The following is a 25,215-nucleotide window of genomic DNA, read 5'->3' on the forward strand; positions in this document are numbered from 1 at the left end:
GGTGCTTAGTAAGTACTTGCTTTAATTTATCGAGAAAACTATGGCTAATTTAAAACTACTAATTACCCTTATCGACATAGAATCAGCGGCAATGATTAAAAAACAGTCGAATCAAAGTACCGCAGCATTACTAGATGACTTTGATGAGGCTTTTAAATATGCTCAGGGACCATTCTCTCAAAATGTTCTAGACCTAGTAGAAGATCTCGACAAGCTAATTGACGGTGTCAAAGAGGTGTATAATCTGTATTTTAAAATTTAGTGCGTCTGTGATGTTAAATCTTGTTTGTTTAGGGCTTGGGCTCAGACACCAATTGGATGTATTTCGAGGGTTGGGACAACTTATTCGCCCAACCAGAAAAGCAAGAGTATCAACAACCTGATCTGTCGACTTTCCCCGATGGGGACGTTTGGCCGCTGATATGACCTATTGGTCGAGAGATGTTACTAAGCCGTCACATTTATCTTTAAGACGAGTTGCAGCGTTAGCAATATCTTCAGCGTGTTCTTTGGTCACTGTAGCCTCAAGTTTGTAGTCAGCAACCACACGCTTGTCTTTGTATTGAGCCAAAACCATAGCTAATGCTTTGAGAGACATATGATTGTGGCGTTCACTGTGTCTCACGTCATGTGACTTTAAGTATGAGATAAGCGAAGCATGTACCCCTTGACCAATAACACTTGGAGGGGCGTTATCAAGTATGGAAAGAACCGAATGGTACATTCCATAATAGCCTTTACTTATGACGTTACGGTACTCGGCCTCGTTTGAAGCCGAGTTTAGTAGGGAATGCGTATGTGCGATAAGTTCGTCAGTTGTCACTGGCATTAGACCGCTCCTCCTGCAACAAGCTCTGGCTTTGAGCTTTCAATGTCGAAGCGAGCCACAATATTACAATCATCCAAACCGCGCTCGACTAACTTTGAGCTAAGTTCCCAGTTTAGGTCGAAAGCTTCATCAACAGAGCATTGCACTTCGAACACTACACTTAAATGATGTGATTCAGGGAGAATGTAGGTCTTTGAATCGACAGGAACAGCAACATCTAATTTTTCAACAACTTCTGATGCAATCATCGACACATCGAGAAGATCTTGAGCTGTAGTGCCAAAGTGCTCTTGAGCTAATGCGAGGTTTTGTTGCTTTATCGCAAGGTTGAGCGACTCAGGTTCTAGATATTCACTTTCAGAAAGATGTGAAAGTAACTTCTCGGTCAATTGATAATCATTGTAAAAGCGACTTGCAACGACCATATTTTCAATAATGACCTCTGGAAAGAGTTCAAAATTAAACTGAGACATTAGATCATACAGCGACTTGGCAGCACCCACATAATTCATAGCCCAGATCGCATTTGCATAGGATGCGAGTTCGCCTGGCTCTGATAAGCGTAATGCTTCTTGAGCGTGGACAAGAGTAAGTTTCTGGTGACGCAAAGAGGTATACAGCAGAGTAAGGACCAAATGCGTATGTGCCGCATCAGGTAAATTTTCTGCTTCTCTCTTATAGTAAGCTTGCTCGAATTCACTTAACACAGTGTCAGAAGCAATAGCTTCCATTAGTGAGTCTAGTAATTCGTTAACTTTAGTCGCGTGTGCTACTTGCAATTTACACCCTTAGATATCTGCGTAGAAAATATGAGGTACATTTTCTAAGTCATTTTATGACGAGGGATAGGAGTACAAAAAATAATATACACTATTTTTCAGAAACCGGACTATACATCACCCTAAAGTTTCAAACAATCATCACATTGTCAAATCTTAATCAATATGCGTCAATGTTCATCAATATTCTTAGACGTCATTGACTAGTATAGGTCACATCGGCTAACCTACTAGAACACTGGCAAAATCCAGTGCCGGGGATTAGTATCTCGCATTGAACACCTCAGGGTATATATGCGCCATCTTTTGCTGGTTTTTTATATGTATGGCTTCGGCAAATCTAAACATGGTCAATTCGTCTGAGGATTGTGCTATCAAATTATGTTGGGCTGGGCAAGGCAGCTTAGGCTGGCAGTCCTGATTGTGCGGTAGTACCAACCTTATGACTTCAACAGCACTTCCTTTCCAAAACACTCATTTCGACGTTATCGAATACCAATAAAAGCTTTGGTTGACTGCTACTGAGCTAGCGCACGCACTTGGTTACTCTAAGTCAGATGCGGTAACCCAAATTTACGAACGTAATTATGATGAGTTTTCGTCTGAAATGAACGAGTCCCTCAATTTGAGTGTCTCGGGGAATTTACAAAAAACAGTTCGTATTTTCTCACTCAGAGGGGCACATTTAGTAGTCGCTATGTTTAGTCGAGCTAAAGTGGCTAAACGATTTAGAAAAGGGTGCTTGATGTACTCGAAAAAGAATCTTCTCAGCCTGTCGCTATTTTTCCTCCTCAATCAACGCTACAACTCCCAAAGCACACCTACCCAAATTTTTACGACTCTGGCTGGATACCGGCTCACTATCAACGCTGCCAATCTGAAACCCATTGGACATACCACAACAAATTCAATGTAAGGCCAAGAGGCGGTAAGTTCTCAGCCACCTTTGAATTGGGTATCGGTTGCAAAGGACAAGCGCAACCGAATTTCTCATCAAGTGGTTCGCAGTTTGTCGACAGCAACTTCTATTTGGAATATCGAGATTTGAACGAGCTTTGGGACTATATCTCTAAAGTGTTAGCAAAGTATGGAGCGATAAGTCCGTTTTAATGTGACTTTTGTTGTTTTTTTTAGTGCAATTTTATGTAATTAAAGAAAAGGAATTTTCATTTATCCACAACATAATTAAGGTGGGTTGAAACGACGGTTATCCACAGCCGTCGTTTTTTTTCGTCTATTGACAGCGAATCTGCTTTTCGCAACTATAAATACACCCTCCTTCTTTATCCCTTACCACTCATTCTTTTTATTAAGCACCATTGCGCCTTTTTTCAAATCGTAGCCGAGACCAGCTAGATTAGTTTTGAGACGTATATGGTGGCAAATAACGGGCTCAGCTTTGCCATCATGGGCACTTTGGAAACATTAAAACCGTGATTGCTTGATAAATGTATGAGTCATAACGTGCCGGGTCAGATGTGCTGGCTGTTTAACTGAACAATGTGAAACCGACGTTCTTAAAGAAGGAAAATGACATATGAGTGAAGCAGGTCTAAGAATACAGCTAGAAACCTGTATGTACATACAGTATATTGTCAGTGTCACTGGTAAGGGTATTGATATGTCTAAAGAAAAGCAGCTATTTCAATCCGCTCTGGATGTAATCATTGATGGTGTGGCCGTCAGTACGGTAGGCGAGGGAAGAGAGGAAGCAGGGAGAGTGTTACTTGAGGGAGTGTTACCGAGGTTTGCTCACCTACTGGACGATGAAAAAATAAAAGCCATCGAGACAATAATCAGGATGGCTGATGAGGCAGAGAGCCCAACGTTTAAGTTATAGAATGGAAAGTTGCTGCTTTAATTCTTCTCTATGTTCTGGTGCTAAAGCCTTAACCATATTAAACGCTAGTTGCGATGTGGTTTTAGCACTAGGGCTAAGAGTGTGACTATAAGACAAGTTCATCACAAAGGTATGCCCACATTCTGAGTCATTGCACGAGCAATACAAATCTGCGTACTTCGTGCTCATTCTATTCGATTTCTGGATGCGGCTTTTCTCGCCGCACTCCGGGCAAAACACTCTCATTACATTGACCTAATTTAACTGACTGACAGCGTAATATTACGTCAATGTCTGTGTTTTTGTACAGTCTTATGCTGTTGTTACCGTATGGGTATCAAACTTCAAATGGAGCCGTTTGGGAATCTCTGGGTCGCTGTTCACTTCATCCATAATCAGTTCACATACTGGAATAATTTCATCTTTGGCGTATTCGCTGCCAATCTTAATCGGGTCACCTAAACTGGTGGTACCCTGCGGGATAATGCCTGCTTTGCCTACTGGGAAGCGATGGCCCACTAGAATGTCTTGCGCCGTAATATTTTTGATGCGCTCAAATTCATCTTTGGTGCCGATATCACCGACCGGAATCAATTGAATTCCTTTCTCTTTACCATTCGGAATGTTTACGAACATACTGCGGAAGTTACCCACGCCCTTAGAGCTGGCAATCTTCTCCTTCAACATTTCTTCATCGTCTTCACTAAGGTTTGGATCGGTGGCATAGAAGATAAAGCCCATGTGTGCGCCGTTCTTGTAGTAGCGGCGGCGGAACAAGGTAGCATCTTTGTTCAGCAAGCTGCTCTGAATGCTGCCCAAGTAATCCGCTAAACCGTAAATTTGTTGCTGCGGGTCGTACTGAGGTAAGAAGATAACATCTTCCTTTTTGTATTCTCGTTGTCGGTTGTCGCGCTCTAGTATGACGAAATTGCCGTTTTTACGTCTACGAAGGTACATGCCAGGTAATGGGTGTAAACGAACCACACGTTTGAAACCATCGCGGATTTTAAGAAACGCTGCATCGCCAAAGGTAAAGTAATCTCGGCAAAAAGCTTGTATATGTCTGCGTCGAGTTGCACCGCCACTTTGGAAGCGTCCCGCTACATAGTTTGCTCGAGCGATAAGCAGTGAACCATGATAGGCGTTTGCTCGAGCAATATCGGCCAAGCCACTGCGGGAAATTGGTGGCTCCCAATAGTCGTCACCATCGTTGTAAAACAAATCTGAATAGGTGGTCATCCAACTGTTTGAATCGATGGACTCTGGTGAGGAGTCGAGGTGATAGACCGACTCTGGCGCGTGTTCTTCTTGTTTGACTAAAGTGTTCATTTGCTCGGTCATGCTGCAGTGGTCCAGGTTGATTTAGTTGGTGTGGAGTGATCTAACGGCTCGTTAATGATGGCGTGAGAGATTGCCCAGAATGCATCGGCGTGTCCGGTCGTTTCGCTGCGTTCTGCTTTAAAGGTCATGGCGTTACCGCTGGCCGTTGGGACGCGCTTAATCGCCATAAACGCCATCGCAATGTCTTTGTGTTCGGCATCAAACTGCAGGCGTTTGGCTTCTACGACGTCAATCATCTTCATTACCAAGCGGTTTTTGTTTTCGTTGCTGTAATGGATGGCGTGTGCTTCACGTGGGTATTTCTTCGAAATTAAGTCCCAAACACCGCCGCCAATACCCGTGGTGTCGACGCCGATGTAAGTCACTTTGTAGCGCTGAAAGACTTTCTCTATTTCTGACACGTGATATTGGAAGTTCAGCCCTTTCCAATAGTGTTTTTCCAGTACGCGGAAGCGTTCACCCGCTACGGCAGGTGGAGCGACAACCACCAAGCAGGCATTGTCTCGGGTTCGGCTTGGGTCGTAACCTAACCAAACTTCTCGAGTGGCAAAAGGTCGTTTGTTGTTTGGCTTGAAGTCTTGCCAGTGAGCGGCATCCACCATGCCTTTTTCAAGGTCAGAGAATTTAAAGACAGACAGCGAACCGTCGACAAACACGCACATGAATAGGTTTTTGAAGTCTTCATCGCTGTATTCTTCGCGCAGTTCGTCAATGTCGAATAGGTCACAACCACCATTCGCGGCATCTTCAATGGTCACAACATAACGCCACTGTTTGTCTGGGCAAAGTCGGCCACCGTCTCGGAATTCATCAAAAGTCGGGAATTCGATATGGGCGCGTGAGTCTTTGCCTTTACGCCACTGGTCACCAGTCCAGAACGGGTACGCCTGGTGCATTTTAGAAGATGGTGTTGAGAAGTAAGTTTTTCGCCACTTCTTATGTGTTGCCATTGCCGAAGCCAGTTTGTTCAGCTCGTCGAACTTAGGTATCCAGAAATATTCATCGACATAAACGTGGCCGTGATAACTCTGCGCGGTTTTGCTGTTTGTGGACAAAAAGCGGAGCTCGGCACCATTGGAAAGAATAATAGGGTTGCCGGTTAACTCAATGTCTAAGAACTCTTTACCAATCGCAATGATGTAGCTGCGGAAAACTTCAGCCTGTGCGCGTGATGCAGAAAGAAAGATTTGGTTGTCACCAGTCAGAATCGCATCTTCTAAGGCTTCACCACTGAAATAGTAGGTAGCGCCTATCTGGCGAGACTTCAGAATATTACGAATACGCTGTTTGATGTTGTTACGCATCGTGTGCTGGTATTTGAACAGAGATTCGTGCCAGCCTTTAAAGTCATCTTCTGTTAGGTGCTCAATGCTGTTTTTCTTACGGCTTCTCTTACGCTCGCCGTTACTGCTGCTTTGTTTTGATGAGCCACCATCACTTTTTGGTGAGCTGCCTAGCGAAAGGTGCCGCTCTACTTTGGCTTTTGCATCAGCGTGAGCTTTTAACAGCTTAACGTGGTGATCGATAAGCTTGTCCATTTCCTTGAGCTGCTGATCGGTTTTCTCATCCTTATCTATCAACACCGCCAAACGGCGATTAATCATTTCCTCAACAGAAAGTTCATTAAGCAACAAAGCCCAGCCGAATTTCTCCGCCCAGGTATAAATGATGCGCTCGCTATTGAGGTTCAGCTGCGCTGCGATTTCTTTTGGAGTAGCGCCGCGTAAATAGAGCTTTTTCGCGGCTTCTCTTATTTCATCTGAATATGCCATATCTGCATCATACGCGCCGAAAACTCGCAAATGACTAACTAAAATTCGGATGAAATCGGATATGGACAAAATCCGAATTTCTAGGAATTGAAGTGGCTGAAAGCCGTTATTCAAAGGCGTATTGTTTGCTCAAACCGAAATGTGAATGACAAGCTTGAGTACGAAAATGCCAAAGATTAGTGACTGGAAAATCATTGCTACTGAGGGACCAACCGTTGACGGACGCAAAATTACCCGTGAATGGATTGAGCAAATGGCATCGAGCTATGACCCGAAAGAATACACCGCGCTAATCTGGCCAGAACATAAACGCTTTAGTGGTTATGGTGATAACTGGGGCAAAGTTATTGAGCTTAAAGCCGAAGAAGAAAACGGCAAGATGCGTCTGTTTGCCAGGCTTGAGCCTAACGATTATATGCTTGAAGCCAACCGCAGAAAACAAAAGCTATTTACATCCATCGAACCGAATCCCGATTACAAGGGCGAAGGGCGTTGCTATTTAACGGGCCTAGCTGCGACTGACTCCCCAGCCTCCACAGGTACCTCGCTCCTTCAATTCTCTCGCCAATCTGGTGAAACCACCGAGATTAAAGCAAGTCATTTAGAAGAGGTGGACTTTTCAGAATGCTTTACTCGTAAAGACCGCCTATTCGCGGCATTTAATGAATTTTTCTCTTCTGGCGATGAAGTGCCAGAAACGACATCAACAGCTGAGGATAACGAAGTGACTGAAGAGCAACTTAAAGCCGCTCTGCAAGAACAGTTTTCTGCATTCAAAGGTGAGTTCAAGAAAGAACTTGCTGAAGAATTCAACTTGCAAAACGAACCAGAAACACCAGAACCAAAAGGTCAGGGGGCAACCATTGAGCAGTTCTCTGCCTCTTTGGATGAAAAGTTAAAACCGTTGCTTGAGAAGGTAGACGGACTGGAAAGCAAATTCGCTGAACTTTCACAGGAAGTTCCTGGGCAAGAGCCGGAAGGCGAGGGTGATGGCACTACTATGGAGTTCTACTAAATGAGCAAGACACATTTTAAAACTTATCTAGCAGAGTTTATCAGTGGCACTCTTCAAGCAGCGAATGCCGAAGCCGACGAGAAAATGTTTTCTATCACTCCGGTAATGGAAACCAAACTTCGTGAAGCATTAAAGCACTCCCATGCATTTCTTGGCATGATCCATACCGGGCTGGTTGACCAAATCCAAGGTCAAGTGGTTGATGTAGGTGACGATGGTCTCTCAACGGGTCGTGCAGATGGTCGCTTTAGCGTGGAAGTGGGTCAAAATGGCAACACTTATCAATTAGTCAAAACCGATTCAGGAGCGCACATCCCTTGGGAACTCATGACTCAATGGATCAACTCTGGTAGTAAAGGCCAATGGATGAATCTAATGAAAAGTGCCATCACAAAACGCTTTGCATTAGATATGTTACGCATTGGCTTCAATGGCACAAGCGTTGCTACCACAACCGATCCAGTGGCTAATCCATTGGGGCAGGATGTGAACAAAGGCTGGCTGACTATCGTCAAAGAGAAGAAAGCCGCTCAAGTACTAGCAGATGCGAAGCTCGATCCTACAGGCGCTACAGCTGACTCATACAAGAACTTAGATTCATTGGTTCAGGACTTAATTAACACAACCATTGCAGAGCAGTATCGTCAAGACGATGACCTAGTCGTAGTGATCGGCTCTAACTTGGTCGCTGCTGAGCAGCACCGCTTATTGGAATCAGCTAATACACCAACTGAGCATAAAGCAGCTCAATCTTTGGCGAAAACCATTGCGGGTAAAAAAGCCTACACTCCACCGTTCTTTCCAGCCAATGCGGTTTGGGTCACGAGCTTGAAGAATCTACAGATTCTGACGCAGTCAGGTACCCAATGGCGCAAGCAAGAGAACAATACGGATCGTATGCGATTTGAGAGCAATCACATCCGTATGGAAGGGTATGCCGTGGGCAACCTGAGTAAGTTTGCCGCGATTGAATCAGTCACGGTTGTTGAAGCAGCAGGTTAAAGGGTGACGCATGGTTAGCCCATTAGCAAAACAGCGCCGAAAGCTCATTGAACAGCAAGCTAACCAGTCTGCACCGGAAGCCGTTTCCGGTCCAGATACCGACAGCCTGCACATCAAGCTGATTGAGTTTGAAGAAGACCGCAAGTATTTGCGCTCATTTAACGCCATCGCTGATCGAATTAAGCACAAGCGTGAAGTGCTGGTACCGAAATACAAGCCGTATGTTCAGGCCTATTTAGAAAGTGGCGAAGCGTTCGAAAACCCAATCTTTACCAACATGGTGGTTTGGCTATTCGACATTAAAGAGCTGGATGCCGCGATTGAGTGGTGCATGAAAGCCATTGAGCTAGATTTGCCTACGCCAGAAAACTTCCGCCGTGACTGGCCGACGTTCTGTGCTGACGAAGTGTTGGCATGGGCGGAGAAAGAATCCGAACGTGGTCATTCCATTGAGCCTTATTTCTCCCAGGTGTTCGACAAGGTCGAGAAAGAGTGGCGCTTGCACGAGAAGGTTCACGCCAAGTGGTACAAGTTCGCGGGTTTATACCTAATCCGAAATGAAGAAGGCCAGCCGCAAGCCACAGCGGTTGGCAACGTAGAAACGCTAGAAAAAGCCTTGGCTCTGCTTCAACACGCGCACGATAAGAACAGCAAAGTGGGGGTAGGTACCCAAATTAAGAAGATTGAAGCCCGAATTCGCGCCATTAACGAAGGCAAGAACCTGTAAAGACTCCTACGCCACCGCGCCTCGACTGGTGAGGTAAGAGAAGCCAACCGGCTAACTCGATACCGTCGACCCAGTGGCTAGAGGCGCCCTAATTTAAATAAGCAAGGAACCGTTATGAGCTTTGGCGGAAATGTTAACAGTGCAGTCAATATCGCCATACCCGGTGAAGGATGGCCGGATTTATCCACGGCTGAATTTCGCAGTTTACGCCGTGTTCCCCATACGTTTGATAACGACTCTTTGAACTACGCGGTGGCCATCGCCGCGCTGAATATTCAAGAACGATTAGAAAGCTTGATTGTCGGTGGTGAAAAGCCAGTGCTGAGCAGCCCGAAAATCATGCTCTACAAGCGTGCGGTTTATGGTCGGGCTCACGCCGAACTGATGAAAGAGTTTGCGACTCAAGACCGCCGCAAAGAAGGTGAAAGCGTGGCAACGGATGAACCGGAACAAGAGGCACGTTTTCTCGCCCAGAGTAACAAAGATGTGCGTGCGCTCCTTGGCCGCAGTGCAAATGGGATTGACTCGATATGAGCGAAACCACTTACAACAAAACCAAGCTGGAACACCTGACGGATTACATCGTCAATCACCTGAATTCCAATGTGCTCGATAACAAAATTGATGCCTGGCAGGAAAACGGCTCCATCGTGCCAAACGGTGAAGATCGAGGTAACGGCGGTTATATCGCCTGTCACTGGAAGTACAACGCGGTGATCAGTATTGAAGAGTTTCCACACCGACTTCTGGACCCTCGCTGTTTACTTGCTTTGGTTGCCTGTTGGCTGAGCGATTACGACACCACGCGTAATGAAGATGAGTTAGGCGACCCAGACCTTTCGGTTGATGTGATCAGTAGTGAGGTAGCCGACGTTTTTATTGAATTGGAAATGATGGAGCCGATTGAGCTTATTCCTGACCCAGCGGGAATGATTACTTGGCGAGGGGAAACCTACCGAGTGCAGACCGTTGAAATCTACACCGCAGAAGAAGCGGAGTTGGTGAATGAAGCCGCAAATTAAGGTCAATGAGCGCGATGTGCTCAACATGCAGGAAAAGCTGGCCATACTGGCTCTGCCACCTAAAAAGCGAGTCTGGATACTGAAAACCCTTGGCCGCTGGGAAACGACCAATACCAGAAAGCGCATTCGCTCCCAAAAAGACGTTAACGGACGCGCTCTGCAACCAAAGAAAGGAAAGAGGAAAGGCAAGGTTTTAAAGCGGATGGCAAAGGGCTTAACGCCTTATGTGAGAAACGCCAACCAGCTTGATTTGACTTGGAGTAACAAGTTAACCGCAAAAATCGCAGCAAGGCACCACCTTGGTCAAAAGCAAAAAATGACCAAGCGCCAAATGCAAAAGCGATGGGGCAAACCGGATTACTCAGCACCTTGTACCAAGGGGCAAGCGAGAAAGCTAAGAGAACTGGGTTACACGGTACCGAGAAAAAGCGGCAAAGGACGAAAGAAAGCCAGCTTACGTGAGTTGATGGTAACCATCACCCACGGACAAGCAGGACAGCTCATTCGAGAACTCTCTAATCAGCCAAATATCACCAGTTGGGATATTCCATTAGCAGAGCGTCAGATTCTCGGTAGTAAAGAACGTGAAGTGAACCGCCAGCTCATCAAGATATTTGAGCAGGCAAAACAGAGGAAATAACCAATGGCAACCGGAAAGGTAGAGGTTAACAATCTCAATTTGGCACAAGGCGGTATCCCTGAGATAGAACGTCACGTGCTTTTCATCGGGCGTACTGACAAGGCCGAACTGCAAGGCAAAGTGACCCGTATTAATAACATGACCAACCTTGACGAAGTTGTTGCCGATGATGCGCTTGGTCTGAACGTGAAAGCCGCCCAGCTTAACGGCAAACAAAACTGGACGGGTGCGATTGTTGGCTTAGATGCAGACGATACCTGGCAAGACGCTGTTGATCTGGCGAACCGGACTGACTCATTCGAAGGCATTGCTATTTGTGACCCAGTCACGGTCAAAACTCAGTTTGATGATATGCAGTCGAAAGCAACCGAGCTGACTAGCAAACTTGGTCGTTGGGTGTTCTTCCTCGCCGCTTGTGCGGGCATTGATTCAACCCCTGATACTGGCCAAACGTGGGCAGAGTACGAAACCGCCATGCTTGACCTGGTGAAAGATGTTTCTGCAAACCTCGTGACGCCCGTTCCTCAGCTTAACGGCAATAACGTGGGTGTACTTGCTGGTCGTCTATGTGATCGAAACGTCACGGTAGCAGACAGTCCGATGCGTGTCGCAACAGGCTCAGTATTGAGCTTGGGTGACATGCCAACGGACAGCGCAGGCAAAGCATTAGAGATGAGCACCATCGCAACGCTAGCCGACGCACGTTACTCACTGCCGCAATGGTACGCCGATTTAGAAGGGGTGTACTGGTCGGACGCAACCACATTGGAAGCCAAAGGCGGTGATTATCAGTACCTCGAATACGTTCGCCCGGTGCACAAGCTTAACCGCCGTGTGCGTATCAAAGCGATTCGACGTATTGCCGACCGCATTCTTAACTCAACGCCTGCAAGCATTGAGCTGAACCGCACTTACTTTCGCAAAGATATGCGTGATATGTCGAAAACGACAGAAGTTGGCGGCATTACCTTCCCTGGTGAAATCATGCCGCCAGAAGATGGTGACGTCACCATTCAGTGGGTAACCAAAACCAAAGTGTCGATAGGTTTGATGGTTCGTCCTCATAACTGCCCGAAACACATCGTGGTCAACATCGCGCTTGATCTTACTAACCCTGCAGATTTGGAGGCGTAATCCATGAGAATTTCTGGCAAGAACATGCATTTCTCTTTGGGTGACTACAAGCTCAAAGCACAAAAAGTCTCGTTATCCATCACCGATAATTCCGCCGTCAATAAAACCTCTGGTGTGCCAGATGGTTACGTCGACGGAGATGTTGAGGCTAGCGGTGAGATGGAGCTGACCACTCAGCAATTTAACTTACTAAGCAAAGCAGCGAAACAAGCCGGCTCTTGGCGAGGAATGCCTGATTTTGACGCGTTGTTCTACGGCAAGATTGATAAAGATGAGCTCAAAATTGAAGCCTTCGGATGTCGTATCAAAATCTCTGACCTACTTGATGCCGATTCGAATGGCGGTAGTGCATTGGTTCACAAGCTGCCATTCGAGGTGACGAGCCCAGACTTTGTCAGCATCAACGGTGTGCCGTACCTACGTCCGGATGAAACCGAAGATTTGGTTCAATAACAAGGAGGCATGATGGCAGATGTTATCGACCATGCCTGCGGTATTGAAACCCAATTCACAGAAGTGGCGCTTGCCAACCAACTGGCAAGGGCTAAGCGAAGTGAAGAACGGGAAAGCGCACATGAATGCGGCGAATGTGGCGACCCAATCCCAGAAAAACGCCGCCAAAAAGTACCAGGTTGCATCTACTGCACCCAGTGTCAAAGCGAATTGGAGCGAATGACCCGATGAATTTAGCAAAGCTCTTTGTTGAGAAAATCATGAAGCCAGTCCTTGACCACTTAGACATGGCATCCGGTGGTAAAGGCACAATGAACACTCAAGCGGCCATTAATCTGATCCTGATGATTATTGCCCATGAGTCTGGAAAGTTTACTTACTCAAAACAAGTGCGTGGTCCTGCATTGGGCTTTACCCAAATGGAGCCAGCCACCTTCAACTGGCTTGTCGAGTGGTTAGGTAACAGCCGCCCCCACTTGTTGGATGCATTGTCGATGTTTTGCCCCGTTGAGCACTTAGACCCTCGTTACATGGTGATTTCACCCGAGTTCGCAGTGGCAACCGCACGACTCAATTTAATTCGGTTCCCGGAAGCCTTGCCTGAAGCCGATGACCTAGAAGGCTTGGCTCGGTACGCGAAGAAGTACTGGAACACGAGCGCAGGGAAAGCAACCGCAGAAGATTATCTGCAAGCATATCAATCGCTAATCGGAGAAGCAGCATGAGTTTCATAACTGGAATCGTTGGCAAGACATTGTTGGAAGTACTGAAAGGTCTGTTCTTTCAAATCAGTTGGTCAATCATCCTTGAACGCTTCGCCACACGTCTTGTGGTATGGGGCTTGGAAACCTTGAAAGGCCTGAGCACAAACGATGTTCTGCAAGAAACCGTGGATGACATCATCAACGCTTTACAAGGCAAACGCTTGAAAGAAGTGCCACTGAAGGAATAGCGATGGATTCATCATGGATATCGGCGATTGTGGCAACGATAGCGCTGCTTATCGCCATCATCAATGTGGTTTTCGGCAGAACGGATAAAGGGCAAAGCACCGCCCGAGATCATGATCGTCGTATCCATGCCAATGAGCTAGCCACTGAGCGACTGCGTGGTGATGTCGCTGAAAAGTACGCCACCAAGCACGAACTACGGGAAGCCGTAGATGATTTGAAAGATTCAATTAACGGACGGTTCGACCGTTTGGAAACCAAGCTAGATAAAGAGAGAGATGTAGCATGAGCAAGCAAATTGTATTAACGGTCGGTGATGCAGATATCACGTTCGTCCCAACAGAAGCGGATTACAACGACTACATGAACGCGTTGGCACAGGGGGAAATCGTGAACTCTGCGCATAACTTTCTGATGAACACCGTTACAGAAGAAAGCAAAGAAGTATTCCGTGAGCTGACGAACGAGAACCCAGGTGCAGCGATTCAGGTTGTGGGTGAAGTTCTCAAGGAATACACGCCGAAGCTGCAAATCAAAGTAAAAAAATAGATGCCCTTGTTCGGGCTATGGACTCCAACGAGCTCGAACAAATGCTTACCTGGCGCCGTAAGTGGTTGCCGGGTGAGACAGACAGCGAAGAGAACCTTGCAAGGGCAATTTGGTTAGAGCGTCAGTATTGGGAAAACATGCAAGCTGCCACCGCCAATGGGGTTGCCAGGGCGTTTAGCTGATAAGGAACACGATGTTACCAGAAGCACTCAGATTTCAAGTTGGATTGATTGACCAGATTTCTAAACCTCTGGGCAATATTCAACGCAATTTGCATGATGTCACCAATACCTACCGTCAGGGTACTCATATCATGATGGCTGGCGCGGCAGGCATGGTGGGTGCTGGCTTTGCATTGCAACAAGCCTTGATGCCAGCAATTGAGATGGACAGGGCATTAGGTGAAGTGAAATCACTTGGTGTTGCCGATGACCAACTAAAAACCCTTACCCAAACCGCAATGAAGTTTTCGGTTGAATATGGTAAGTCGGCCACTGAATTTGTGGCGGCTTCGTATGATATCAAATCTGCTATGGGAGATATGACAGGTGATGAACTGGCGGGTGTCACAAGAAGCTCGGCTATTTTAGCCGCTGCGACTAAAGCAGATACCGCCACCATTACCAACTACATGGGTACCATGTACTCGGTTTTTAAAGACCAAGCCGATCGGATTGGTAAAGACAACTGGGCTGAACAAGTTGCAGGTATGACCGCAAAATCTGTCGAGAGGTTCAAAACCACGGGTCAAGGCATGTCGGATGCGTTTAAAGGTGTTGGCGCATTAGGTAAAACTCACGGCGTAGCCATTCAAGAGCAAATGGCCGTGCTTGGCCTACTACAAGGCTCTATGACTGGTAGTGAAGCGGGGACTCGTTACAAAGCTTTTATGAACGGTGTTGTCAAAGCACAAGACAAGCTTGGTATGTCGTTTACCGACAGCAACGGAAAAATGCTGCCCATGTTCGACATTATGTCGAAACTACGCAACCAATTCGGTGATTTAGATTCACTGGAAATTGATCAGATTAAGCAAGCTTTCGGCTCGGATGAAGCCGTGCTGCTTATCACCGACTTGATAGGCAAAACGAATGAGCTGCAATCCAGCGTCAAAGACCTAAATGATGCTAGTAACTTAAATACGGCAATTAACATGGCCGGAGCGATGACCGACCAATGGGAACGACTCGAACAAGGCGTGTTTGCAGTTCGCACTGCTTTTGGTGCCGCGTTGTTGCCTTCTCTCTTGCCTGTGATTTCAAGCTTGGCTGATGGTGCGATAGAAATCATCGAATGGACAGAGATGTTCCCGAACCTGACCAAGTACATTGGTTTTGCTGCCATGGCGATTTTAGGTGCAGCAGCAGCAGGTGGTGTTTTTACCTTAATGATGGGTGTCGGTAAACAAGTCATGGCGACTTATATGCTCACCATGAAGATGTTTACAGGGGTGAACTTTTTACTAACCAAAGGAATGGCAGCGCTTCGCGTTGCAATGCTAGCGGTAAACATCGCAATGATGGCGAACCCAATAGGATTCATTACTGGTGCTGTCGTTGCCGCAATCGCCGCAGTGGGTGCGCTGATCTTCTACTGGGATGATCTGAAAGCCTCGTTGGGTGACACAACCTGGTTCCAAGTACTAGAAGGGGCAATCACTTTAATCACACTTCCATTCAGAGCCATGTTTGAGTTCATCAAGGCAGGTTGGCAATGGGCCATGAGCGGCTTTACCGACACTAGTGGATTTGCCTTTATCGGTGATATGGCCAACTCAATTAAGGAGGTTTTTTCCGGAGTGTTCAATTGGATTACCCAGAGCCTAGCGGGAATTTGGGATTCCGTGAAAGGACTCATTGATTGGATACCGGGCTTCGGTAGTGATGATGAAGCGACTCAAGTGAAATCTAAGTCCGTTCAAAGTGCTACGCCTCGAGCACAAATTCAACCTGGGGGCGCAGCCAAGAACATTGCCAGCTATCAAACCAGTTCGACGAACTACGGTGGTGTGGCGATTTATCCAACCTACATGAACAGCCCGCAAGACATGGCGAGTGAAATAGAAATGGCGGCAGGCTAATGGCGGATTACAAATACCAAGACATTTTGATTGAGAACGGGGATGTGGTGCTCGATGCAGGCCGCAACCCAATCTTGATTCAAGACCGAGCGGTTATTGCCCAAGACATCAAACACGCCATCATCGAGAGCAACTTAGCGGTGGATTTAATCGCTGAGCGAAGCCCATCCAAGAAAGCCGATATCCGCACCAAGCTGGAATTGCTGGTTGAAGAAGATGTTCGATTGGTACCGGGTACCGTGCGTTTGGATGAACCGACTGAGGGCACGATTTACGTGTTTGCCGACACCATGGACTTTGGCGAGTTGAAATTAGAGATAGTGAATAACGGAGAGCGTTAATGACTGATATTCCAAAACCGGATTATTCCGAACTGGTGAAGCAATCCGGTATCCCAACCGATGAAGCAGGGTGGAAGAAAGTACTCAAAGAGGAGATGGATAAAGAAGGTTCCATCATCTCAAACGACTCGCCGTTTTCTCCATTTTGGCGACTCATTGAAGCCACCGTAGTGAAAGTCACGATGTGGCTCATCAATACCTTATTGGTTGGCTATGTCTTGCCGAATATGTTTGTTGCGACCGCTGTAGACCAATGGCTCGACTTGTTGGCGTGGCAATGCAAACTCACCCGAAAAGGGGCAACCAAAGCCAAAGGAATGATCGCTTTTCAACGTTCTGCGGTTAAAGGCCCTGCGTTGGTGATCCCCAAAGATACGTGGGTACAGACCGAACCGATTAACGGCACGATTTACCGGGTGAAGGTGCTTGCTGATACCACGATGCCTGAGAACGACACCATGGTGATGGCAGAAGTCGAGGCAGAGAACGAGGGCGCGGCTTACAACCTAGGTGAAGGGTATTACCACATTTTACCAACAGCCATTCCGGGCATTGGCGCAGTGACCAACCCTGCTGAATGGTTGAATGAAGCTGGGGCAGACAAAGAGAGTAATGACGAACTCCGCCTACGTATTCGTAACCAATGGAGCGCAGTAGCAAGATGGCACATTGACGCAGCTTACCGTTCACTGCTCACCAGTCGCGCAGGTATCAATGACGATAATGTCTATTTTGAGCACAACGCTCCGCGTGGTCCAGGTACCGCCAACGCGTTCATCCTTTTAGATACGGGGGAACCATCGGCAGAAATGTTGGCGGATTTGAATGAGTACATCCGTGTCGAAGGTCAGCACGGACATGGTGATGATCTGCAAGTCCTCGCCATGCCAGAAACAACCCACGATATTGTCTGCCGGGTTTGGCCACTTCGTTCATTAACGATGGAACACCGAGATGCGTTGAAAATGAAAGTGGAGCAGTTTATTAGTGCGGCTTTCCGTGAGAACACCGATTACTCGCCAACAGTTACTAGTCCGGTGCTTCGATTCAGTTTCTCAAGATTAGGGCAAGAGCTGCATGAGCAGTTTTCGGAGATTGAATCGCTCGAATTCGATAATGCCGACATCATCAATAACTTGACGGTACCGCGCATTAATTCTCTGGGGGTGACCGTTGAAAATTCCTGAGATTAATCTGCGTTACTGGATGGGACGTGGCGAACTGGCTAAGTTCGCCCGAGCCATGCGTAACTACTGGGAACATGTGAGGTCGGCATTCGAAATGCCATTGCAGCAGCATGACCCACTTACTGCACCAATAGCACTGGTGAATATCCTTGCCTGGCAACGCGATATAGAACGCCTAGGCCAAGAGCCGGAAGCGTTATTTCGAACCCGTGTGGCTCACGCTTATGGCTTCGCACGTGACGCGGGCACGATAGCAGGCTGGGAAGATATGTTTGCCAAGTTGGGTTATCCGCACATTGGACAAGATGAGCGTTTGGCTAATGTGGATTGGGATGTGATCAGCGTAAAAATCCGCGACGGTGACCTAACCAATGTCCCTAAGTTGTTAGATACCGTCATTAGACAGTACGGGCGCACTTGCCGCCGATATCAATACACCAGTTATGTTGAAATGCCGTTGGCCGCTCGAAGCAAGAACGTCGAAGCGCAATACACCACGTCTCACGTTAAGACCAGGCTCAACGTTGGCATGCTTCCAAGTGTGCTGAACGTCGACTGCGAATATTACCAAGCCACAGTGAAGGGTTAAGGAATTACTAAACATGGCAAATACCACTGACAAGTCAATTTTAACTGCCGCAGGTAAAGCACTGTTGGCACAGCTCAACGCTGAAGAAAAGCCGCTTATCATCGACAAAATGATATTTGCGAATATTCCCAACCGCCCAGAGCTCCCACAGCCAGATGATGTGGTACCAACTGACGACATTGTTCATCAAGAGCAGGTTGAGCAACGCGGCCGACTTTCTGCTGACTCGGTGATTTACAGCACCACCTTGACCAGCGATGTTGGTCCGTTTGAGTTCAGCTGGACAGGCGCATACTGCTCTGAATATGGCGTATTAGTCACGATTGACCATCACGCGCTAACACCAAAGACGGCAGATGAACCAGGTGTTGCGGGTAATACCTTGGTGCGTTCGGTCGTACTTGAATACAAAGACATCGCGGAAATCACCAACATCACGGTGGATGCATCCAGCTGGCAATACAACGCCACTGATCGAATGAAGAAGATGGACAGTGATGTGGCGCAATCCATCATCGACCAGAACGGCAAAGACTGGTTTATCGAAGATGGTTTCTTGGTGACGCCATCAGGCAGTGCATACAACATCAAAGCGGGTGCCGGTTATGTATCAGGTAACCGAGTGAGCATGGAATTTGACCGAAGTATTCAGGTACCCAATAAGCCCTCGTTCATCTACATCGATGCGTACCGCGAAGGTACACCAACAGGTGAGCAGGTGACTCTGTTTGATTTCGTTATCACGGCCGAAGAGAAAGACGATTACATCGATTCATCGACTGGTAAAGATATCTCGCATTTCGTGTGCAAAATTGCCAAGGTGCTGGCTGATGGAACAGTGAGTGATTTGCGAGGCATTGGTGGCACGAAAATGATGACAATGTCATTACCAACTTTTACGTCATTCACTGATAGAAGCTTGGACTGTGAACATGTCATCACCAGAGGCTACTATTCGCCAGGCGATAAAGGTTCAGCAGAATTTACATTTACAGGGAACGTTAAGCTTGAAGAAGCGGGTAAGTCGCATCTCGACATTGGGTTAGTCTACGATTCGAAGGGTAGGGAATTTGAAATTGTCAGCAGCCCTTTGAATTATCGCCAGTTTGGTGCGGTATTAGACGGTCAAACTTCGGTAATGCAGCAAATTAAAGACTGTCATGATTGCGCGAATCTAAAGCTGGTTCCAGTTCAGAATGAAGATGGGAAAGCACTGATTGATGATAGCCACTTAGTGGTTATTAACACGAATGTGGATTGGGGAATGACAGAATTCATCATTGATTCAAGTGTTGGTAACCCGGCGACTTGGAGCATGCCCGTCCTATTTCGAGCGGAAGGAAACCCGCTGGAAACCTTCCTTTTGCCGCTGAATAAAAGTGAGTTCTACGAATCGTCAAGTTGGTTGCCATCACTGGCGACTCTTCATAACGCGTTTATATTCATTGATTCTGATACGCCTCATATCAAGCGTTACCCATCATCATCTACGTTTGAAAATAAACGAGAGCCAAACCGAGTGGGTAAAAACGGTGAGTTGAATAAGCCTTTACGATTTGATTACACGCAATCTGAATCACTGACCGTTCAGTATCGTAATATGGAGCAGTGCTACATTACCATTAAGGGAGGGTTCCTCGACCAAAATGGCAGTCCTAGCCATATCTTCTTAGAAATAGCGCGCAACAATACGATTTGGCACCTGGTTGGTTTCAAAGATAAAACCAATTCAGACCAAAAAAATATCCGTGCTCCAATGAGCTATTCAATGTGTGCTGACGTTCGTCTCATCGACGTCAACGCAGAAGCACCGACTCGTTTGGATGGGACAGATGGCACTTATGGCCTTTCCGGAACGGGCGTCGTGGACTTATATCTGGAAAACCTGAACGCCTATTGTGGTTATGGTTTCGCGGGTATGAACCTCGTCAATGGGGTGACGTTGAAGAGTTGTAAAATCAACCGATTTGATGGGCACTTCGGTCTTTGGGACCTCTTAGCAGAAGACACCCATTTTAAAGAATGGGGGATATTGGTTGGTTCTGGAGGCGGTTACCTCAAGCTAAAGAACTGCTCTAAGTTCTTTGGAAAGTCGACCAAGCTTAATTCTAAAGATTACGGTTTTAGTGATGTAGTTCAGTTGCGTCCTGACTATGCAAGTGAATGGCGAGGTACCATAGAAATTGATGGTCTGAGAATGATTGTGGATACCAGCATGTCGCGTGATATTGGATTGCAGATAGTTAAGTTCCATTGTGATGGCGACTATGGAGCAAGCCATATCGTCGAGTGGGCAAGAAATATCATCATTAAAGACGTGGTGATTGAAGCTCCGGACTCTCATCTCACTTATCAGGCGTTTGGTGTTGTTTGTGTCGATTTCTCAAACAATGCCATTACTACAGGGACTCGACTTCCTGCGCGAGTCATTATCGACAACGTCAACTACTCAAAAGAAAACCCTAATGCCTACATATCTGCCGTGAACGGACCTAAGGATTTGTATGTCAAAATGAATGCTGAAGCGGGCGATGCTGCGGATGGGGCGCACAATGCGGTTTGGTCTGTTTCTCGAATTTTTAATGCGAACCGTAATCCAAGGTATAACGAGGGTAATTCTCCTGGTGCAGAAACGCTGGTTCAATATGCTCCAAATACTAATGAAAGAAACATTGGTGCGGATAGAATCAAGCTTCGTATTTTGATTAGCCAGTGCACCATGTTTGATGTTGAAATTACGGTATCCCATTACTTGGAAGTTCACGGTGGATCATGTGTGGCTTATGATCAATATTCCGGCTCATTTGCTTCAGACGGTATCGCTTGGTTTCACAATTGCCAAATCATGCCATTACCCGTTGATAGTACCGGAAAGCCAGAGTTTGGTCCGCATCATCTCAGAGGGTGTAGCATTTTAAAAACGGATGCAGGATACACCGCGAGTTATTTACGCAGCTCTCAAGGAGTGCTAGTTGAAAAAGATGTGGTGATAACAGGTAGTGTTACGCCTTCCATGATGTTTAATGGGTATCTTTCAGATAGCCGTTTTGAGCCAGTTGCCTAGGAAGTGGACTAAAGATGCTAACCCTAAACGGCACTCAAATCTCACTCAAGAACCTGCGCATTAGCGTTCGCCAACAGCTCGCCGGACAAGATATGTCCGGCCAGTCCTCATCGACTGACCAAGCTGAAACGGGCAACAAAGGCAAAGTGTTGTCCGTAAGTGGCGTGATCCCATTCAATAAGAGTGAAACCCTAAGCAACCTTTTCACCTTGGCAGGCGGGCAAGATAACAGTGCCCGCCAGATTTACCGCATCAGCAACAACACGGCTGCGGCACTCAAGATTCGCCAGGTGAAGTTCCAAGGCACTATTCGAGCCGATGAGCAAGAGAGCAACCGACAATGGAACGTGGCTTTTGAGTTAGTCGAGCACTTGTCTGTCCCTGAGCGTGTTGAACAGCGTCAGGAAGATAAGCCAGCAACACAGCAGCAGGTGCAAGGGGTAACCACTCCGGTTGAAACGGGTCAAAGTGAAGACGTTCCGCCGGATACCAGTGTCGAACTCACAGGCATCATGAAGTTTCTCAAATCACTAGACGAAATATTGTCATAGGGGGAGGTAATGGAGCCAAACCACAAATTTGTGTGTCGAGCCTATCTTGGTAGTCAAAAGATTAAAGCAAAGAATCATCGCATTCTCTTTGATGTGAATACACCTGGTCGCTGCTCGATTTCCGTTGAAGGTTCTCCGAAGGTTAATACCATTATCGCGGTGGATATCGGGTGGGGTGAAAGCATCTCGCGGGTATTTCTTGGTTATATCGAACGGGTTCAAGCATCAGAAAAAGGATGGTCAGAACTGTTTTGTCGCGAGTTGGCGGCATTGTTGTTTAAGCCGCTCGATATCACGCTTCGCCACCCAACGTTAATGCAATTACTCAGCGATGTGACCAACAAAACTGGACTGCAGTTTGTGGTACCAGAAGCGGCCTATAGTAAAACATCAATCCCTTGCTTTTACAGTGATGGTAATGGCTATCGAGTGATGGACGAGCTGTCTCAAGCCTTCGGTATTGAAGACCTGTTTTGGCAACAGCAGGGTAACGGCCAAATCTATGTGGGCACTTGGAAGGATTCTTACTGGGCAGATAAGCCGGTAACTATTCCTGATAGCCTAATGACGGGGCACACTGCGGCCAAGTCCGTGAAAATACCCGCAAGCCCTAAGTTAAGACCGGGTGCAATCGTCAATGGCCTGCGTTTGGTCGGCGTTGATTTCCAAGGAACAGAGGTGAAGCTAACATGGACGTAAATGCAATTAAGAGGATCATCTTCCGATTGTTTCCAGAACTAACTGGACGTTGGCACTTACCGCGATGGGGTAAGGTGGTTGCGTTACCTGAGCTGCCAGAAGAGGGCGACATGTCTGATCGCTTTTATCCGCATTACGCGGTGGACGTTCAGCTGCTTGATGAGAAGGGCGTGGAGTTCAAAGACAAATCACCACTTCAGGCGGTACCACTTCCAATACCAGGTGTTGGTGAATATGCAGGAAGACTGGAGCCACCGGCAATCGGAAGCATTGTAGAAATAGGCTTTATGTTCGGCCAACCGGATAAGCCTTTTATTCGTTGTGTGTTGCCATTGGGATTCAAGCTACCAGCGATTAAGCAAGGCGAAAGCCGATACCAACAACGCCAAGGTGTTTACCAGTTGGTCGACGAAGAAGGTAACTTTGAAAGCAAGACCGACAAAGACAACATCACCGAATGTTTAAACCAACGCATCAAAGTACTAGAAGACAAAATTGAAGAAATCACAAACAACAAAACCACAACGGCTAAGAAAATCATAGAAGTCGCTGACCTCATCACAATGAATGGTGGTAAAGGTGTTGTGCAAGGTGACTGCATTTGTGCTTACACAGGCAAGCCTCACTCTGATTTATCATCGACTGTTAAGGCAGGTAAATAAACATGGCAATGAGTAAAGCATCCCTCAAAGAAAAGTTAGAAAGCGAACTCCAGGCACAAGGGTTCGTTCTAAAAGGTGAATTCGCCATGGCAGGAAAGATGGCAGAAGCGATCGCCAATGCTGTGTATGACGAAATCACACAAAATGCCAAGGCAAACATATCGAGTGGCAGTTCTGCCGGAGAGCATCCAATAATCTAGAAACCGATTCTAGCCATACCAAGCGCCTACCAAAGGCGCTTTTCTTTTATCTTGACCATATTGCCTTAATTCAACGACCGATTAAGCTCCGTGAAGCCTAAGCGACAGCGGTGACGTAAATCAGCCTCTGGGTGACGGAATCCGCACTCCTCCTCCCCACCTGCGAAGTTTTCGATCTGATATTTTAGAAATTTTGATTCAGTGAAAATTTATGAAGTATGAGAAACCTAGAACGCGTAATGAGCTCTTTTGCTATAAGGAGTTACAGTGATCCAGAAAATCTCTTAAAGGACCTATATTTCATCTAGCAGAATTTCAAAAAATGCGTTTTTTTTCGATAAATTGCAATATTTACGATCTGTAAGGATCTTGGATTTGATTTTAAGTGTTTGATTTTTAATTGCATTGTGTGTTTTTTGTGAGAGTTTTAAAGATCGAATAGGTAAAGTTAAAGATCTCTTTCCTTAGAGGTTAAGCCTCACAGAACAAGGGGTTGCAGACAGTTTGGTAGGAATTATATTTTTTCGAAACTGTTCAAGACATTAGGCTAAAAAAGAGATTAAATTTATGAGTTAAAATGTGATTCTAATGGGTACCTGTAAATAACAGTGCTAGGCTAAACAGCAGAAACAGAGACTTCAAACGACCGTCTAATAAGATATAACTATAAATTTCACGTCATATAATATTGGACAACTTTAACGATATCTGAGGGTGTGTTTATACACTCGAAAATGTCTAGTTGTAGATTTATGTTTGGATATTTGGCTATCTGCACCATATCAATTAGAAAACTTGGAGAACAAGATGTTTTGGTGGGTAAACCATAAACAGACACACAAAGAAGAGATTGAAGGTGGCTATATTTGGTCTCCTAAGAAGAATGCCAATGGAGCTAGAAATCATAGCTATGACAACATGCCCAAAACTTCGGTCGGTGACACTGTGTTTTCTTTCGCTTTTGCTGAAATTAGGGCTATCGGCAAGGTTGTTGAACAATGTAGGTCTGCATCTAAACCAGATGAGTTCGGTGATAAAGGAGGTTATTGGGGCAATGAAGGCTGGTTAGTTAAGGTTGAGTGGACAACCTTAGATAAACCATTTCGCGCTAAAGACAACATTTCCGCAATCGCCCCTCTACTTTCTGATAAGTATGCTCCTATCCAAAAGAATGGAAATGGCAATCAAAGTTGTTACTTGGCTAATATTTCAGAGAAGTTAGCTAACCTTCTTTTTGAGCTTTCAGGCGAAGCAGTTGCGACTAAAGAAGAGCTAGGTTTTGATGAAGGTATCAATGAACTAGATAACGAAATAGAACAGCAATTAGAGTATGATGATTCTATTAGCGAAACAGAGAAAGAGCAGTTGATAAAAGCACGACGTGGCCAAGGAAAATTCAGAAAGAATCTGGAAGCTATTGAATCTAAATGTCGTGTTACAGGTTTGTCAGACAAACGCTTTTTGATCGCAAGTCACTGTAAACCTTGGCGTGAATCCAATAACCAAGAAAAACTGGATGGAAACAATGGCTTACTTCTTTCTCCTCATATCGATAAGCTCTTTGATAAAGGGTGGATATCATTTACTGATGATGCTGATTTAATCATTTCAGATCACTCCGTAATTTCATTATTGAATTGTTGGGGCATACCATACCCTCTAAACGTGGGCTCATTTAGTGAGCCGCAAAAGGCATTTATTAAATATCATCGAAATAATGTCTTAAAAAGTTGAGTCGCTTGAGCCAGCCTACGGGCGTCCGCGATGTTTAGAGTTGTATGTAATTAAC

Annotated in this window: 32 protein-coding genes and 1 pseudogene; 28 read left to right on the plus strand and 5 right to left on the minus strand. The window is 46.2% G+C overall.

Annotated features, from left to right (window positions below):
- The first annotated feature begins 40 nt into the window (after positions 1-40).
- The gene (locus tag R7P64_RS02020; RefSeq protein ID WP_225461317.1) at positions 41-262 is read left to right on the plus strand and encodes a hypothetical protein; all 222 of its coding nucleotides are present in this window, start codon (positions 41-43) and stop codon (positions 260-262) included.
- A 165-nt stretch (positions 263-427) separates the two neighbouring features.
- On the opposite strand, the gene R7P64_RS02025 is transcribed toward R7P64_RS02020, so the two are convergent.
- Positions 428-829 carry a hypothetical protein gene (locus R7P64_RS02025; protein WP_225461316.1) on the minus strand — a complete coding sequence of 134 codons (402 nt, stop codon included), beginning with the start codon at positions 827-829 and terminating at the stop codon, positions 428-430.
- Entirely contained in the window at positions 829-1,608 is a 780-nt protein-coding gene (locus R7P64_RS02030) for a hypothetical protein (RefSeq protein ID WP_225461315.1), read from the minus strand. The genes R7P64_RS02025 and R7P64_RS02030 overlap by 1 nt, the downstream gene beginning before the upstream one ends.
- A gap of 511 nt (positions 1,609-2,119) precedes the next feature.
- Here R7P64_RS02030 and R7P64_RS24820 point away from each other — a divergent pair.
- From R7P64_RS24820 to R7P64_RS02040, 3 genes and pseudogenes are all read left to right on the plus strand, one after another.
- Positions 2,120-2,284: pseudogene (locus R7P64_RS24820) on the plus strand (phage repressor protein); the annotation flags it as partial.
- Positions 2,285-2,346: 62 nt separating this feature from the next.
- Complete coding sequence (locus tag R7P64_RS02035; protein ID WP_225461314.1) at positions 2,347-2,718, plus strand: hypothetical protein; 372 nt, start codon at positions 2,347-2,349, stop codon at positions 2,716-2,718.
- A 427-nt stretch (positions 2,719-3,145) separates the two neighbouring features.
- Complete coding sequence (locus R7P64_RS02040) at positions 3,146-3,448, plus strand: hypothetical protein (RefSeq protein WP_318123113.1); 303 nt, start codon at positions 3,146-3,148, stop codon at positions 3,446-3,448.
- Here R7P64_RS02040 and R7P64_RS02045 read toward each other — a convergent pair.
- The 3 genes from R7P64_RS02045 to R7P64_RS02055 form a co-directional block, all read right to left on the minus strand.
- Positions 3,443-3,694 carry an ogr/Delta-like zinc finger family protein gene (locus R7P64_RS02045; RefSeq protein WP_225461312.1) on the minus strand — a complete coding sequence of 84 codons (252 nt, stop codon included), beginning with the start codon at positions 3,692-3,694 and terminating at the stop codon, positions 3,443-3,445. The two genes, R7P64_RS02040 and R7P64_RS02045, sit on opposite strands and share 6 nt — an antisense overlap.
- Before the next feature lie 66 nt (positions 3,695-3,760).
- Entirely contained in the window at positions 3,761-4,789 is a 1,029-nt protein-coding gene (locus R7P64_RS02050) for a phage portal protein (protein WP_225461311.1), read from the minus strand.
- Positions 4,786-6,561 carry a terminase large subunit domain-containing protein gene (locus R7P64_RS02055; protein WP_318123115.1) on the minus strand — a complete coding sequence of 592 codons (1,776 nt, stop codon included), beginning with the start codon at positions 6,559-6,561 and terminating at the stop codon, positions 4,786-4,788. The genes R7P64_RS02050 and R7P64_RS02055 overlap by 4 nt, the downstream gene beginning before the upstream one ends.
- Positions 6,562-6,727: 166 nt before the next feature.
- Here R7P64_RS02055 and R7P64_RS02060 point away from each other — a divergent pair, with 166 nt between their 5' ends.
- The 24 genes from R7P64_RS02060 to R7P64_RS02175 all read left to right on the plus strand — a co-directional run bounded on the left by R7P64_RS02060 (position 6,728) and on the right by R7P64_RS02175 (position 25,160).
- Positions 6,728-7,576: a GPO family capsid scaffolding protein gene (locus R7P64_RS02060; protein WP_225461309.1), complete on the plus strand. Its 849-nt coding sequence runs from the start codon at positions 6,728-6,730 to the stop codon at positions 7,574-7,576.
- Complete coding sequence (locus R7P64_RS02065) at positions 7,577-8,578, plus strand: phage major capsid protein, P2 family (protein ID WP_225461308.1); 1,002 nt, start codon at positions 7,577-7,579, stop codon at positions 8,576-8,578.
- Between the two features lie 10 nt (positions 8,579-8,588).
- Positions 8,589-9,305, plus strand: coding sequence for a phage terminase small subunit (gene gpM, locus R7P64_RS02070; RefSeq protein WP_318123117.1), 717 nt, complete (start codon positions 8,589-8,591; stop codon positions 9,303-9,305).
- A gap of 114 nt (positions 9,306-9,419) precedes the next feature.
- Positions 9,420-9,839, plus strand: a complete 420-nt coding sequence (locus tag R7P64_RS02075; protein ID WP_225461306.1) for a head completion/stabilization protein — start codon at positions 9,420-9,422, stop codon at positions 9,837-9,839.
- Complete coding sequence (locus R7P64_RS02080) at positions 9,836-10,327, plus strand: phage tail protein (RefSeq protein WP_318123119.1); 492 nt, start codon at positions 9,836-9,838, stop codon at positions 10,325-10,327. Before R7P64_RS02075 ends, R7P64_RS02080 begins: the two co-directional genes overlap by 4 nt.
- On the plus strand, positions 10,311-10,967 hold the full coding sequence (locus tag R7P64_RS02085; protein WP_318123121.1) for a virion morphogenesis protein: 657 nt from the start codon (positions 10,311-10,313) through the stop codon (positions 10,965-10,967). Before R7P64_RS02080 ends, R7P64_RS02085 begins: the two co-directional genes overlap by 17 nt.
- A gap of 3 nt (positions 10,968-10,970) precedes the next feature.
- The gene (locus R7P64_RS02090) at positions 10,971-12,101 is read left to right on the plus strand and encodes a DUF2586 domain-containing protein (protein ID WP_140345058.1); all 1,131 of its coding nucleotides are present in this window, start codon (positions 10,971-10,973) and stop codon (positions 12,099-12,101) included.
- Positions 12,102-12,104: 3 nt separating this feature from the next.
- On the plus strand, positions 12,105-12,554 hold the full coding sequence (locus R7P64_RS02095; RefSeq protein WP_025605246.1) for a phage protein: 450 nt from the start codon (positions 12,105-12,107) through the stop codon (positions 12,552-12,554).
- A 12-nt stretch (positions 12,555-12,566) separates the two neighbouring features.
- Positions 12,567-12,785, plus strand: a complete 219-nt coding sequence (locus tag R7P64_RS02100; protein WP_133280148.1) for a TraR/DksA C4-type zinc finger protein — start codon at positions 12,567-12,569, stop codon at positions 12,783-12,785.
- Positions 12,782-13,279, plus strand: coding sequence for a hypothetical protein (locus R7P64_RS02105; protein ID WP_065302674.1), 498 nt, complete (start codon positions 12,782-12,784; stop codon positions 13,277-13,279). The genes R7P64_RS02100 and R7P64_RS02105 overlap by 4 nt, the downstream gene beginning before the upstream one ends.
- Positions 13,276-13,506 (plus strand): hypothetical protein, encoded by a 231-nt coding sequence (locus R7P64_RS02110; protein ID WP_031856782.1) that lies wholly within the window; start codon positions 13,276-13,278, stop codon positions 13,504-13,506. The genes R7P64_RS02105 and R7P64_RS02110 overlap by 4 nt, the downstream gene beginning before the upstream one ends.
- 2 nt (positions 13,507-13,508) lie before the next feature.
- On the plus strand, positions 13,509-13,793 hold the full coding sequence (locus R7P64_RS02115; protein WP_045607483.1) for a hypothetical protein: 285 nt from the start codon (positions 13,509-13,511) through the stop codon (positions 13,791-13,793).
- On the plus strand, positions 13,790-14,053 hold the full coding sequence (locus tag R7P64_RS02120; protein WP_025517572.1) for a putative phage tail assembly chaperone: 264 nt from the start codon (positions 13,790-13,792) through the stop codon (positions 14,051-14,053). The genes R7P64_RS02115 and R7P64_RS02120 overlap by 4 nt, the downstream gene beginning before the upstream one ends.
- Before the next feature lie 41 nt (positions 14,054-14,094).
- Entirely contained in the window at positions 14,095-14,235 is a 141-nt protein-coding gene (locus tag R7P64_RS02125) for a DUF6890 family protein (RefSeq protein ID WP_164673212.1), read from the plus strand.
- 11 nt (positions 14,236-14,246) lie between these two features.
- Entirely contained in the window at positions 14,247-16,133 is a 1,887-nt protein-coding gene (locus R7P64_RS02130) for a phage tail tape measure protein (protein WP_318123125.1), read from the plus strand.
- The gene (locus tag R7P64_RS02135) at positions 16,133-16,474 is read left to right on the plus strand and encodes a DUF2590 family protein (protein ID WP_065302671.1); all 342 of its coding nucleotides are present in this window, start codon (positions 16,133-16,135) and stop codon (positions 16,472-16,474) included. The genes R7P64_RS02130 and R7P64_RS02135 overlap by 1 nt, the downstream gene beginning before the upstream one ends.
- Complete coding sequence (locus R7P64_RS02140; protein WP_318123127.1) at positions 16,474-17,661, plus strand: baseplate J/gp47 family protein; 1,188 nt, start codon at positions 16,474-16,476, stop codon at positions 17,659-17,661. The genes R7P64_RS02135 and R7P64_RS02140 overlap by 1 nt, the downstream gene beginning before the upstream one ends.
- Positions 17,648-18,250 (plus strand): phage tail protein, encoded by a 603-nt coding sequence (locus R7P64_RS02145; RefSeq protein ID WP_085342824.1) that lies wholly within the window; start codon positions 17,648-17,650, stop codon positions 18,248-18,250. The genes R7P64_RS02140 and R7P64_RS02145 overlap by 14 nt, the downstream gene beginning before the upstream one ends.
- A gap of 13 nt (positions 18,251-18,263) precedes the next feature.
- Positions 18,264-21,314 carry a phage tail protein gene (locus R7P64_RS02150; protein ID WP_318123129.1) on the plus strand — a complete coding sequence of 1,017 codons (3,051 nt, stop codon included), beginning with the start codon at positions 18,264-18,266 and terminating at the stop codon, positions 21,312-21,314.
- 14 nt (positions 21,315-21,328) lie between these two features.
- Positions 21,329-21,865, plus strand: coding sequence for an adenine glycosylase (locus tag R7P64_RS02155; protein ID WP_206958090.1), 537 nt, complete (start codon positions 21,329-21,331; stop codon positions 21,863-21,865).
- Between the two features lie 9 nt (positions 21,866-21,874).
- A complete protein-coding gene (locus R7P64_RS02160; RefSeq protein WP_225461299.1) occupies positions 21,875-22,564 on the plus strand; it encodes a hypothetical protein in 690 nt (229 codons plus the stop codon).
- Entirely contained in the window at positions 22,555-23,226 is a 672-nt protein-coding gene (locus tag R7P64_RS02165; protein WP_025518650.1) for a hypothetical protein, read from the plus strand. The genes R7P64_RS02160 and R7P64_RS02165 overlap by 10 nt, the downstream gene beginning before the upstream one ends.
- A gap of 2 nt (positions 23,227-23,228) precedes the next feature.
- Positions 23,229-23,426, plus strand: a complete 198-nt coding sequence (locus R7P64_RS02170; protein WP_078230707.1) for a hypothetical protein — start codon at positions 23,229-23,231, stop codon at positions 23,424-23,426.
- A gap of 807 nt (positions 23,427-24,233) precedes the next feature.
- Positions 24,234-25,160 carry an HNH endonuclease gene (locus R7P64_RS02175; RefSeq protein ID WP_213961722.1) on the plus strand — a complete coding sequence of 309 codons (927 nt, stop codon included), beginning with the start codon at positions 24,234-24,236 and terminating at the stop codon, positions 25,158-25,160.
- The last annotated feature ends 55 nt before the right edge of the window (positions 25,161-25,215 follow it).

The organism is Vibrio sp. 2304 (assembly GCF_033339475.1).
GTDB lineage: Bacteria > Pseudomonadota > Gammaproteobacteria > Enterobacterales > Vibrionaceae > Vibrio > Vibrio alginolyticus.